A 12,670-nucleotide genomic window follows, 5' to 3' on the forward strand; every position below is an offset into this window, starting at 1 on the left:
GGGGGTGGGCACTTGCAGGTCGTAGTTGGGGGTGTCGGCGCTGAACGGGATCGGCGCGAACAGCATCCAGCCGCCCTGGCCCTCGATCAGTTGGCGTACGTACTGGCTGCGATAATCGGGTTGGAACGGCAATTGGCCGCCGAACTGCTGCTCGGTGTAGCGCTTGAGCGCGGGGGTATACAGCTGGCCTTTGTACGACAGCAGCAACGGCTTGTCGTTGGCCACCAGTTCCGCACCCAGACTCAGCAGCAACACACCGGCGAACAGCCACAGCGACAGCCAGCCAAGGCGATTGCTGCGAAAACGCCGCAGACGGCGCAGGGCAATGGGCGAGAGCATCAGTGCGCCCTCGCATCGAAGTCGATGCGCGGGTCGAGCGCCGTGTAGCACAGGTCACCGATCAGGCGGATCAGCAACCCCGCCAAGGTGAAGATGAACAGCGTGCCGAACACCACCGGGTAGTCCCGTGACACCGCCGCCTCATAGCTCATGCGCCCCAGGCCGTCGAGGGAGAAGATCACCTCGATCAGCAGGGAGCCGGCGAAGAACACCGTGATCAGTGCCTGGGGCAGCCCGGCCACCACCAGCAGCATGGCGTTGCGCAGCACGTGGCCGTACAGCACCCGCCGCTCGCTCAGGCCCTTGGCCCGGGCGGTGACCACGTATTGCCGTGAGATTTCGTCGAGGAAGGCGTTTTTGGTCAACAGGGTCAGGGTGGCGAAGCCGCCGATCACCAGGGCGCCCACCGGCAGTACCAGGTGCCAGAAGTAGTCGGCGACCTTGCCCAGCAGGCTGAGCTGGTCGAAATCGTCCGACACCAGCCCGCGCACCGGGAACCAGTTGAGCGAGGTGCCACCGGCGAACAGCACGATCAGCAACAGGGCGAACAGGAACGAGGGCAGGGCATAACCGATCACGATCAGCGCGCTGCTCCAGGCATCGAAGCGGCTGCCATGGCGCACCGCTTTGCGAATGCCCAGCGGGATCGACACCAGGTAGGTGATCAAGGTTGCCCAGAAGCCCAGCGACAGCGTCACCGGCATTTTCTCAAGGATCAGGTCGGTGACCTTGGCACCCCGGAAGAAACTCTGGCCGAAGTCCAGCCGCGCGTATTGCCCGAGCATCAACCACAAGCGTTCGGGGGCCGTCTTGTCGAAGCCATACTGGCGCTTGATCTCCTCGATCAGCTTGGGGTCGAGCCCGCGGGTGGCACGGGACTCGCCGTGTACCACCTCTGCCCGCGCGCCGGGGGCGCCGCCGCCAATACCTTGCAGCCGTGCCACGGCTTGTTCGACCGGGCCGCCGGGCGCTGCCTGGACGATGGCGAAGTTGACCAGCAGGATGGCCAGCAAGGTGGGGATGATCAGCAGCAAGCGGCGCACGATGTATCCGGTCATGGCTGCTTCCCGAGCTGTTCGACCATCTGTCCGTTGGTCAACGCCGTCGGGCTGACCTCCCACCAGGTGTCCAGGCCTTCGTCGTAGGTGGCTTGCACCTTGGGCAGGCCGAAGCGGTTCCACCACACGGTGGAACTGCCCGGCGGGTAATAGTTGGGGATCCAGTAGTAATTCCACTGCAGCACCCGGTCCAGGGCATGGGCGTGGCGCAGCATGTCGGCCTGGGTGTCGGCACGCACCAGGCCGTCGAGCAGGCGGTCCACGGCCGGGTCCTTGAGCACCATCAGGTTGTTCGAGCCGGGGTCGTTGGCGGCGGCAGAGCCGAAATAGTTGTACAGCTCGCTGCCTGGTGACAGGGTCACCGGGTAGCCGGTGACGATCATGTCGTAGTCGCGGGCCATCAGCCGGTTGACGTACTGGGCTGAATCGACGTTGCGGATGTTCAGCTCGATGCCGATCTGCGCCAGGTTGCGTTTCCACGGCAACAGCAGGCGCTCCAGGCCCGACTGGCCATTGAGAAATGTGAAGCTCAGCGGTTCGCCCTGGGCGTTGACCAGGCGGTCGCCCTGCGGCTGCCAGCCGGCAGCTTCGAGCAGGGCCAGGGCTTGCAGCTGTTGCTTGCGCACGATCCCCGACGCGTCGGTTACCGGGGCGTTGAACACCTGCTCGAAGACCTCGTCGGGCACCTGGCCGCGCAGCGGTTCGAGCAGTTTCAGTTCATCTTTATCGGGCAATGCGCGGGCGGCCAGCGGGGTGTTGGAGAACAGGCTCTGCTGGCGGATGTACATAGTGCGCATCATCTGCCGGTTGCTCCATTCGAAGTCCCAGAGCAGGCCCAGCGCCTGGCGCACGCGCCGGTCCTTGAACTGCGGCTTGTCCAGGTTGAACACGAAGCCCTGGGCGACCTGTGGCTTGGCCTTGCCCAGATGGGCGCGCTGCAGGCGGCCGTCGTCGAGCGGGGCACCGTTGTAGCCGAGGGTGAAGGCGGTGGCGGAGAACTCGCGGTTGTAATCGTAGCCACCGCCCTTGAGCACCTGGCGTGCCACTTCGGTATCGCCGAAATACTCGATGCGCAGGCGCTGGAAGTTGTACAGGCCACGGGCGACCGGCAGGTCTTTCGCCCACCAGTCGGGGTTGCGTTCGAAGGTGATGCTGCGGCCGTTGTCGATCCGGCTGATACGGTATGGGCCGCTGCCCACCGGCTTGTCGAAGCCGGCGCCGCCGGCGAAATCGCGCTGCTGCCAGTCGTGCTCGGGCAGTACCGGCAGGCTGGCCAGTTCCAGCGCCAGGGTACGGCCATGAGGTTGCTTGAAGTCGAAGCGCACTTGGCGTGGCCCTTCGACCGTCACGGCGCTGACTTCGGCGAACTGGGTGCGGTACTTGAGGCTGCCCTTGGACAGCAGCAATTCGTAGGTGAAGCGCACGTCCTCGGCGCGCACCGGCTTGCCGTCGGCGAAGGTCGCCCGTGGGTCGAGGTAGACGCGCAGCCAGGCATCGTCCGGGCCACGCTCCAGGCGCTGGGCGAGCAACCCATAGACGGTGAAGGGCTCGTCGAGCGAGCGCATGGCCAGTGGTGCGTACAGCCAGCCATCGACCTGGCTGACGCCGATGCCTTTGTCGATATAGGGCAGGATATGGTCGAACTGGCCGATCTCCAGCGCCGAGCGGCGCAGGCTGCCGCCCTTGGGGGCGCCAGGGTTTACGTAATCGAAGTGCTGGAAATTTGCGGGGTAGCGGGGGGCTTCACCGTAAACGGTGAGGGCGTGGCTTGGGGCGGCCTGGGCGAAGCAGGCCATGCACATGAGTGCAATGCCACATAACAGTTGTGGGAGCGGGCTTGCCCGCGAACGCATCCGCTCAGGCAACATCGTCGCCTGGCCTGACGCATTCGCGGGCAAGCCCGCTCCCACAGAAGTCATCATCGTCTGCGATGACTTAGTCCTGGCGGCTGGTCACTTCCAGCAGGTGGTAACCGAACTGGGTTTTCACCGGGCCTTGGACAACGTTCAGGGGTGCGCTGAACACCACGGTGTCGAACTCACGCACCATCTGGCCTGGGCCGAACGAACCCAGGTCACCGCCCTGGCGGCTGGATGGGCACGTGGAGTTGGCCTTGGCGATTTCGGCGAAGTCGGCGCCGGCTTCGATCTGTGCTTTGAGTTCGTTGCACTTGTCTTCAGTGGCAACCAGGATGTGGCGGGCGGTGGCTCGGGCCATGGGGTACTGCTCCTAGGGGTGAAAAAGGGCAAGCCTAGCGCACTTGTCCAGGCCATGTCTCGCAAGGCTTGCCGACTGCTTCCTACAAACGTTTGGCCGCTTCGCGCAGCATGCTCTCGGTCGCGCTCCAGCCCAGGCAGCCGTCGGTGATCGACACCCCGTACTTCAGCGCACCGGCGCCCAGTGCCTGGCAACCGTCGAACAGGTGGCCCTCGATCATCACCCCGACCAGCGAGCGGTCGCCGTTCAGGCGTTGCTGCAGCACATCCTCGAACACCGCGGGCTGGCGCATCGGGTCCTTGCCGCTGTTGGCATGGCTGCAATCGACCATGATCCGTGGCGCCAGGCCCGCCTTGGCCAGGCCCTGGCGCGCCTGGGCGACACTCACCGCATCGTAGTTCGGCCCCTTGTGCCCGCCGCGCAGCACCAGGTGGGTGTCAGGGTTGCCCAGGGTCTCGATGATCGCCGGGTAGCCTTGTGCGTCCATGCCGAAGTGCCGGTGCGGGTGCGCCGCGCTGCGCATGGCGTCACAGGCGATGCCGATACCGCCGTCGGTGCCGTTCTTGAAACCGACCGGCAGCTCCAGGCCGCTGACCATCTCGCGGTGGATTTGCGATTCGGTGGTGCGCGCGCCGATGGCGGCCCAGCCCAGCAGGTCGTCGAAGTAGCCGGCGGCCATCGGTTGCAGCAGCTCGGTGGCGATCGGCAGGCCACGTTCGATCATGCTCAGCATCAAGCCACGGGACAGGGCGATGCCGGCGTGCATGTCGTCGCTGCCATCCAGGTGCGGGTCGTAGGCCAGGCCTTTCCAACCGACGGTGGTGCGGGGTTTCTCAACGTAGGCGCGCATCACCAGCAGCAGCTTGTCGCCGACTTCATGGTTGAGTGCCGCCAGGCGGTCGACGTATTCCAGCGCCGAGCGCGGGTCGTGGATCGAGCATGGGCCGACGATGACCAGCAGACGCTCATCGCGGCCTTCGAGGATGGCGCGGATGGCCTGGCGGTGGGTGTGGACTTGCTGGCTGAGTTCGGTCGACAGCGGCATCTGCTGCTTGAGCAGGTGCGGGCTGGGCAGGCGTCGGCTGACAGTGGTGTTGGCCGCTTGCGGTTGGGTCAGGGGCAGGGCGAGGTTCGAGGCGTGCATGGCGTGTTTTCCCTGGGCGGACGGCGGGTTCTGGCCCGCGTGGTCGGCCCTATCGAGGTGTTCGACTGGTCGTCAAATTGGGTTGTTGTGCGGCAATGCCACCGGAAATCGACCGAACGGAGGCGGCAGGCTGGCCCGAACGGGATTGGCTAAATCGCCATGCAAAGGTGCTTGGGTAGGAATAGGTGATGTAGTTCATGTCGCAGTCCTCAAGATGAATCGGTGATGTTCGATAGCCCGGAAAAACAAAACCCCCGGTCGGGGAGCCGACCGGGGGTTTGAGTATTCTCGTGTTCGGCGGCCCCTCGAAAGTGGGCGCCGGGTGGGTTATCGGCGCCTAGTAGCTAAACCAATAACCAAAATAAAAGGGTGCAACGGCGTTACGACCGGCAACGGCCAGCACGCGGTGCGCTGGGCGACCGGTGTGATTGGCGAGGTTGCGGGGTTGTTTCGACATGTTGCTCTCCAGTGAATGAGCCCGAGCTTACTGCACCTGTGCGCCGGCATTCAATGGATAAATGCTATCGGCGTGATCAATTGTGTTCAGCGCTGGCTGCGCACGAACTCGATGAAGGCCCTGAGCACCGCCGGCACTTGGCGCCGGCTGGGGTAGTAGAGATGCAGGCCTGGGTAGTAGTAGGACCATTCGCCGAGCACCTGGACCAGTTCGCCGCTGGCCAGCTGCTTGCGGACCATGTCCTCGAACAGATAGGCCAGCCCCACGCCGTCCAGCGCCGGGCCGAGCATCAGGCTGACATCGCCCAGCACCAGTGGCCCCTGGACATCCACTTCAAGGCGTTGGCCTGCGCGCTCGAACTCCCAGCGGTACAGGGCACCGCTGGGGAAGCGGTGGCCAATGCACGGTAGTTGGCGCAGTTCATGGGGTTGCTGCGGTTTGGCATAGCGCGTGAACAGGGCCGGTGAGCCGACCACCACCGAGCGCAAATACGGCCCCAGCGGTAGTGACACCATGTCGGCTTGCAGTCGCTCACCCAGGCGCACGCCGGCATCGAAACCTTCGCCGACCATATCGATGAACGCATCGTCGTCGCTGATCTCCAGGCGCACATCGGGGTAGGCGGCGAGAAAGCGGCTGGCCAGGGGCAGCAGGGCCAGACGCACGGCGGCACGCCCAGCGGTGATACGCAGGGTGCCGGAGGGCGTGTCGCGCAAGTGGTCGAGGTCTGCCAGGGCATCGGCGATATCGCGGAATGCTGGCTGCAAGCGCTGGTACAGGCGCGTGCCAGCCTCGGTCAGGGCCACGCTGCGGGTGGTGCGGTTGAACAGGCGCACCCCCAGGCGGGTTTCCAGTGTGCGCAAAGCATGGCTCAGTGCCGAGGGGCTTAGGCCCAGCTCTACGGCGGCGCGGCTGAAATTAAGGTGTCGGGCAATGCACAGGAACAGCGAGAGGTCGGCCGTGTTGGGGGTCTTCATTGCTGAAAAACTCTCATAGGTGCATGCGAAATAAGTGGGATTATCACAGTAATTCTGTGGACGTACAGTGGCCTCGACTGATCGAGAAGACCCTGCGCGGTGCAGGGTCGCAAGCGGAGAATCATCATGCGTACCTGGCTCATCACTGGCGCTTCCCGTGGTTTTGGCACCCTTGTCGCACAACAGGCGCTGGCCGCCGGCGATGCCGTTATCGCCACTGCCCGTAAACCCGAAGACATCGAGGCCCGCCTGGGCCAACACCCCAACTTGCTGGCCGTGCGCCTGGACGTGACCCGCGAAGCGCAAGCCCTGGAAGCGGTAGCTGCCGGTATCCGGCGCTTCGGGCGCATCGACATCCTGGTGAACAACGCAGGCTTCGGCGTGCTCGGCGCGGTAGAGGAGACCAGCGCCGCAGAGACCGAGCGGCTGTACGCCACCAACGTGTTCGGCTTGCTCAATGTCACCCGCGCGGTACTGCCACATATGCGCCGCCAGCGCAGCGGGCATGTGATCAACATCTCCTCGCTGGGTGGCTACCAGGCCTACATGGGCTGGGGTGTGTACGGCTCGACCAAGTTCGCCGTGGAGGGCATCAGCGAAGCCATGCACCAGGAACTTGCGCCGCTGGGGGTGAAGGTGACGGTGGTCGAGCCTGGGTTCTTCCGCACCGACTTCCTCGACGAGCAATCGTTGGTGAAGACGGCCCTGGAGCTGGATGACTACGCCGAGACGGTCGGGCGCATGCGCCACTTCGCCGCCGAAGCCAATCACGCCCAACCGGGCGACCCGCAGCAGTTCGCCCGGGCCATGCTGGCCTTGGCCGACATGGCGCAACCACCGCAGCGTCTGGCGCTGGGCAGTGATGCGGTGGCGCGGATCGAGGCCAAGCATGCGCTGGTCGAGGGGGAGCTCAAGGTGTGGCGTGAGCTGTCGATGTCCACGGACTTCCCACAGTAACAGCAACGATCGACGTTGTGGGCGGGCTTGCCCCGCGATGGCTGGCGAACGTCATCGCGGGGCAAGCCCGCTCCCACAGGTACAGCGCAAGTCTTGAGCACGGCGAGGTCAGGGTGGGCGCCGGCTTGTCGGCGATGAGACACAACTGCCTGCACAAAACGGATAGCACTCTGCACAATCTGGATATCTGCGCCCCCACCCAGGGCATAACCTGACCCGGCCTGAACAATAACAATGGAGGCCCTGGCCATGTCCCTGGGATTCGACTACCTCAATGCCATGCTCGAAGATGACCGGGAAAAGGGCGTCTATCGTTGCAAGCGTGAAATGTTCACCGACCCGCGCCTGTTCGACCTGGAGATGAAACACATCTTCGAGGGCAACTGGATCTACCTGGCCCACGAAAGCCAGATCCCCGAAAACAACGACTTCCTCACCCTGACCATGGGGCGCCAGCCGATCTTCATCGCGCGCAACAAGGACGGGGTGCTCAACGCCTTCCTCAATGCCTGCAGCCACCGCGGCGCCATGCTGTGCCGGCACAAGCGCGGCAACCGCTCAAGCTACACCTGCCCGTTCCACGGCTGGACCTTCAACAACAGCGGCAAGCTGCTCAAGGTCAAGGACCCGAGCAACGCCGGCTACCCCGACAGCTTCAACTGCGACGGCTCCCACGACCTGACCAAGGTCGCGCGATTCGAGTCGTACCGTGGCTTCCTGTTCGGCAGCCTGAACGCTGACGTGAAACCCTTGGTCGAGCACCTGGGCGAGTCGGCGAAGATCATCGACATGATCGTCGACCAGTCCCCTGAGGGCCTGGAAGTGCTGCGCGGCGCCAGCTCGTACATCTACGAAGGCAACTGGAAGCTCACCGCCGAGAACGGCGCCGACGGCTACCACGTCAGCTCGGTGCACTGGAACTACGCCGCCACCCAGAACCAGCGCAAGCAGCGCGAGGCAGGCGACGAGATCAAGACCATGAGCGCCGGGGCCTGGGCCAAGCAGGGCGGTGGTTTCTACAGCTTCGACCACGGCCACCTGCTGCTGTGGACCCGCTGGGCCAACCCCGAGGATCGCCCGGCCTACGAGCGCCGTGAGCAGCTGGCCGCTGACTTTGGCCAGGCCCGCGCCGACTGGATGATCGAGAACTCGCGCAACCTGTGCCTGTACCCCAACGTGTACCTGATGGACCAATTCAGCTCGCAGATCCGCATCGCCCGGCCGATTTCGGTGAACAAGACCGAAATCACCATCTACTGCATCGCGCCAAAGGGCGAGAGCGCCGATGCCCGGGCCAAGCGTATTCGCCAGTACGAGGACTTCTTCAACGTCAGTGGCATGGCCACCCCGGATGACCTGGAAGAGTTCCGTTCCTGCCAGACCGGCTACGGCGGCGGCACCGGTTGGAACGACATGTCCCGCGGCGCGCAGCACTGGGTCGAAGGTGCCGACGAAGCGGCCAAGGAAATCGAACTCGAGCCGCTGCTGTCGGGCGTGCGCACCGAGGATGAGGGCCTGTTCGTGCTGCAACACAAGTACTGGCAGGACACCATGATCCAGGCGCTCAAAGACGAACAGCAACTGATCCCCGTGGAGGCCGTGCAATGAGCCTGCATGACACCGTGCGCGACTTCCTCTACCGCGAAGCGCGCTACCTGGACGATGCCCAGTGGGACCAGTGGCTGGAGCTGTACGCCAGCGACGCGACCTTCTGGATGCCGTCCTGGGACGATGACGACACCTTGACCGAAGACCCGCAAAGCGAAATCTCGCTGATCTGGTACGGCAACCGTGGCGGCCTCGAGGACCGGGTCTTCCGCATCAAGACCGAGCGTTCCAGTGCGACCGTGCCGGACACCCGCACCTCGCACAACATCAGCAACATCGAGATCGTCGAGCAGGGCGAGGGCAGCTGCCTGGTGCGCTTCAACTGGCACACCCTGAGCTTTCGCTACAAGACCACCGACAGTTACTTCGGCACCAGCTTCTACACCCTCGACCTGCGCGGCGAGCAGCCGCTGATCAGGCACAAGAAGGTGGTGCTGAAGAACGATTACGTGCGTCAGGTCATCGACATCTACCACATCTGATCCACCCGGCGGAGCCTGTCGGTGTGCCCTATGGCGCGCCGCGGCCAGGCTCGCCCGTGAGGTGCACCATGAGCTACCACATCGCACTGAATTTCGAAGACGGGGTGACCCGTTTCATCGAGGCCGACGGCCAGGAAACCGTGGCCGACGCCGCTTACCGCCAGGGCATCAACATCCCCCTGGACTGCCGTGACGGCGCCTGCGGCACCTGTAAATGCAAGGCCGAATCGGGCCGTTACGACCTGGGCGACAACTTCATCGAGGACGCCCTGAGCGAGGAAGAAATCGCCCAGGGCTACGTGCTCACCTGCCAGATGCGCGCCGAAAGCGACTGCGTGGTACGCATCCCGGCCTCGTCGCAGTTGTGCAAGACCGAGCAGGCCAGCTTCGAGGCCGCCATCAGCGATGTGCGCCAGTTGTCGGCCAGCACCATCGCCTTGTCGATCAAGGGCGAGGCGCTGAACCGCCTGGCGTTCCTGCCGGGGCAGTACGTCAACCTCAGGGTGCCGGGCAGCGAGCAGAGCCGTGCCTATTCGTTCAGCTCGTTGCCCAAGGACGGCGAAGTCAGCTTCCTGATCCGCAACGTCCCGGGCGGGCTGATGAGCAGCTTCCTCACCCAGCTGGCCAAGGCCGGCGACAGCATGAGCCTGGCGGGCCCCTTGGGCAGCTTCTACCTGCGGCCGATCCAGCGCCCGTTGTTGCTGCTGGCCGGCGGCACAGGCCTGGCGCCGTTCACCGCGATGCTGGAGAAGGTCGCCGAGCAGGGCAGCGAACACCCGCTGCACTTGATCTACGGGGTGACCAACGACTTCGACCTGGTCGAGCTGGACCGCTTGCAGGCCCTGGCCGCGCGCATCCCCAACTTCACCTACAGCGCCTGCGTGGCCAACCCCAACAGCCAGTACCCGCAGAAGGGCTACGTGACCCAGCACATCGAGCCGCGCCACCTCAACGAAGGCGATGTGGACGTATACCTGTGCGGCCCGCCGCCGATGGTCGAGGCGGTCAGCCAGTACATCCGCGAACAGGGCATCACCCCGGCCAACTTCTACTACGAGAAGTTCGCCGCGTCCGCCTGAGGTTTTCACGGGGCTGCCCGCATCGTGCGGGTGAGGGTGGCCTCTTTTTATTCCTGGCAATACGCCAACCCTGTGGGAGCGGGCTTGCCCGCGAAGAGGCCAGCAGGTTCAACAACGGTGCCTGGTCGGACGCCTTCGCGGGCAAGCCCGCTCCCACAGGGACCAGCGGGGAAGCGGAGATAGATGATGAACAACAGATTCCACAACAAAGTCGCCCTGGTCACCGGCGCCGCCCAGGGCATCGGCCGCGCCGTGTGCTGGCGGCTCAAGGCCGAAGGCGCGCAGGTGGTGGCTGTGGACCGCTCCGAACTGGTCCATGAGCTGGCCGGCGAGGGCATGCTGACCCTCACCGCCGACCTTGAGCAACACGACGACTGCGCCAAGGTCATGGCCCGCGCCGTGGACACCTACGGCCGCCTCGACATCCTCATCAACAACGTTGGCGGCACCATCTGGGCCAAGCCGTTCGAGCACTACGACGTGCAGCAGATCGAGGCCGAGGTGCGCCGCTCGCTGTTTCCGACCCTGTGGTGCTGCCACGCCGCCTTGCCGTACATGCTCGAACGCGGCAGCGGCGCCATCGTCAACGTCTCGTCCATCGCCACCCGGGGGGTCAACCGCGTGCCCTACGGCGCGGCCAAGGGCGGCGTCAACGCACTCACCGCGTGCCTGGCGTTCGAAACCGCAGGGCGCGGCATCCGCGTCAACGCCACCGCCCCCGGCGGCACCGAGGCGCCGCCACGGCGCATCCCGCGCAACCAGGCCGCGCAGAGCGAGCAGGAAAAGCACTGGTACCAGCAGATCGTCGACCAGACCGTCGCCAGCAGCCTGATGAAGCGCTACGGCAGCCTCGACGAACAGGTCGGCGCAATCCTCTTCCTGGCCTCCGACGAGGCCTCGTACATCACCGGCACGACCCTGCCGGTGGGCGGTGGCGACCTCGGCTGACGGTCGCCCCGGCAAGGTTTTCTCTTCACACAACAAAAACAAAAGAGACAGATGCCATGCGAACACTCGACGTGCACCCGATCATCGATAACGCCCGCTTCAGCCCCTTCCACTGGATGGTCATGGCCTGGTGCGGCCTGCTGCTGATCTTCGACGGCTACGACCTGTTCATCTACGGCGTGGTCCTGCCGACCATCATGAAAGAGTGGGGCCTGACCCCGCTGCAAGCGGGTGCCCTGGGCAGCTACGCGCTGTTCGGCATGATGTTCGGCGCGTTGGCGTTCGGCAGCCTGGCCGACCGCATCGGGCGCAAGAAGGGTATCGCCATCTGTTTTGCGTTGTTCTCCGGCGCCACCATCCTCAACGGCTTCGCCAGCAGCCCCACCGAGTTCGGCCTCTACCGCTTCTTCGCCGGGCTGGGCTGCGGCGGGCTGATGCCCAACGCCGTGGCGCTGATGAACGAATACGCGCCCAAGCGCCTGCGCAGCACCCTGGTGGCGATCATGTTCAGCGGCTATTCGCTAGGCGGCATGCTCTCGGCCGGGGTTGGTATCTTCCTGTTGCCGCGTTTCGGCTGGGAGTCGATGTTCTTCGCCGCCGCCGTGCCGCTACTGTTGCTGCCGGTGATCCTCTATTACCTGCCCGAGTCCATTGGCTTCCTGGTGCGCCAGGGCCGCATGGACGAGGCGCGCACGCTGCTCAAGCGCCTCGACCCCAAGTGCGACGTAAAACCTGAAGACACCCTGAGCGTGGGAGCGGGCTTGCCCCGCGATAAGGCCGGCACTTTCACTTCGGTCTTGAAGTTGTTCCAGAACGGCCTGGCCATCCGCACCCTGGCCCTGTGGCTGGCGTTCTTCTGCTGCCTGCTGATGGTCTATGCGCTGAGCTCGTGGTTGCCAAAACTCATGGCCAACGCTGGCTACAGCCTGGGGTCGAGCCTTTCGTTCCTGCTGGTGCTGAACTTCGGCGGCATGGCCGGGGCGATCCTCGGTGGCTGGCTGGGCGACCGCTACAACCTGGTCAAGGTCAAGGTGGCGTTCTTCATCGCCGCCGCGCTGTCGATCAGCCTGTTGGGGGTCAACAGCCCGATGCCGGTGCTGTACCTGCTGATCTTCATCGCCGGCGCCACCACCATCGGCACGCAGATCCTGCTGTATGCCGGCGCCGCCCAGCTGTATGGCCTGTCGGTGCGTTCCACCGGCCTGGGCTGGGCCTCCGGCATCGGCCGCAACGGCGCCATCGTCGGCCCGCTGCTCGGGGGCGCGCTGATGGGTATCAACCTGCCGCTGCAACTCAACTTCATCGCTTTCGCCATCCCCGGCGCAATCGCCGCGCTGGCCATGGCCGTGCACCTGGCCAGTGGCCGGCGCCAGGCCCTGGCGGCGACGGCCTGACCCTTTACTG

At 64.8% G+C, this 12,670-nt stretch carries 11 protein-coding genes and 1 pseudogene; 6 read left to right on the forward strand and 6 right to left on the reverse strand.

The features are described 5' to 3' along the window. From IX761_RS21975 to IX761_RS22000, 6 genes and pseudogenes are all read right to left on the reverse strand, one after another. A pseudogene (locus IX761_RS21975) lies at positions 1-339 on the reverse strand (ABC transporter permease); the annotation flags it as partial. After that, positions 339-1,397 carry a microcin C ABC transporter permease YejB gene (locus IX761_RS21980; RefSeq protein WP_194791615.1) on the reverse strand — a complete coding sequence of 353 codons (1,059 nt, stop codon included), beginning with the start codon at positions 1,395-1,397 and terminating at the stop codon, positions 339-341. The gene IX761_RS21980 and the pseudogene IX761_RS21975, both read right to left, overlap by 1 nt. Then, a complete protein-coding gene (locus IX761_RS21985; RefSeq protein ID WP_194791616.1) occupies positions 1,394-3,319 on the reverse strand; it encodes an extracellular solute-binding protein in 1,926 nt (641 codons plus the stop codon). The genes IX761_RS21980 and IX761_RS21985 overlap by 4 nt, the downstream gene beginning before the upstream one ends. Before the next feature lie 13 nt (positions 3,320-3,332). Next, positions 3,333-3,614 carry a peptidylprolyl isomerase gene (locus IX761_RS21990; RefSeq protein WP_194791617.1) on the reverse strand — a complete coding sequence of 94 codons (282 nt, stop codon included), beginning with the start codon at positions 3,612-3,614 and terminating at the stop codon, positions 3,333-3,335. Positions 3,615-3,696: 82 nt separating this feature from the next. Then, the gene (locus IX761_RS21995) at positions 3,697-4,758 is read right to left on the reverse strand and encodes a 3-deoxy-7-phosphoheptulonate synthase (protein WP_228533850.1); all 1,062 of its coding nucleotides are present in this window, start codon (positions 4,756-4,758) and stop codon (positions 3,697-3,699) included. 543 nt (positions 4,759-5,301) lie between these two features. Continuing rightward, on the reverse strand, positions 5,302-6,192 hold the full coding sequence (locus IX761_RS22000) for a LysR family transcriptional regulator (protein ID WP_194791618.1): 891 nt from the start codon (positions 6,190-6,192) through the stop codon (positions 5,302-5,304). Between the two features lie 126 nt (positions 6,193-6,318). Here IX761_RS22000 and IX761_RS22005 point away from each other — a divergent pair, with 126 nt between their 5' ends. The 6 genes from IX761_RS22005 to IX761_RS22030 all read left to right on the forward strand — a co-directional run bounded on the left by IX761_RS22005 (position 6,319) and on the right by IX761_RS22030 (position 12,660). Next, positions 6,319-7,149 (forward strand): oxidoreductase, encoded by an 831-nt coding sequence (locus tag IX761_RS22005; protein WP_194791619.1) that lies wholly within the window; start codon positions 6,319-6,321, stop codon positions 7,147-7,149. A 249-nt stretch (positions 7,150-7,398) separates the two neighbouring features. After that, positions 7,399-8,757: a benzoate 1,2-dioxygenase large subunit gene (gene benA / locus IX761_RS22010; RefSeq protein WP_194791620.1), complete on the forward strand. Its 1,359-nt coding sequence runs from the start codon at positions 7,399-7,401 to the stop codon at positions 8,755-8,757. Further along, positions 8,754-9,239, forward strand: coding sequence for a benzoate 1,2-dioxygenase small subunit (gene benB / locus IX761_RS22015; RefSeq protein ID WP_194791621.1), 486 nt, complete (start codon positions 8,754-8,756; stop codon positions 9,237-9,239). The genes benA and benB overlap by 4 nt, the downstream gene beginning before the upstream one ends. 68 nt (positions 9,240-9,307) lie before the next feature. Beyond that, positions 9,308-10,318, forward strand: coding sequence for a benzoate 1,2-dioxygenase electron transfer component BenC (benC, locus tag IX761_RS22020; RefSeq protein WP_194791622.1), 1,011 nt, complete (start codon positions 9,308-9,310; stop codon positions 10,316-10,318). A 186-nt stretch (positions 10,319-10,504) separates the two neighbouring features. Further along, positions 10,505-11,266, forward strand: a complete 762-nt coding sequence (locus IX761_RS22025; protein WP_194791623.1) for a 1,6-dihydroxycyclohexa-2,4-diene-1-carboxylate dehydrogenase — start codon at positions 10,505-10,507, stop codon at positions 11,264-11,266. 56 nt (positions 11,267-11,322) lie between these two features. Then, entirely contained in the window at positions 11,323-12,660 is a 1,338-nt protein-coding gene (locus IX761_RS22030; protein ID WP_194791624.1) for an MFS transporter, read from the forward strand. Positions 12,661-12,670: the final 10 nt, after the last annotated feature.

It is taken from the genome of Pseudomonas sp. UFMG81 (assembly GCF_015354575.1).
In the GTDB taxonomy this organism is placed as follows: domain Bacteria; phylum Pseudomonadota; class Gammaproteobacteria; order Pseudomonadales; family Pseudomonadaceae; genus Aquipseudomonas.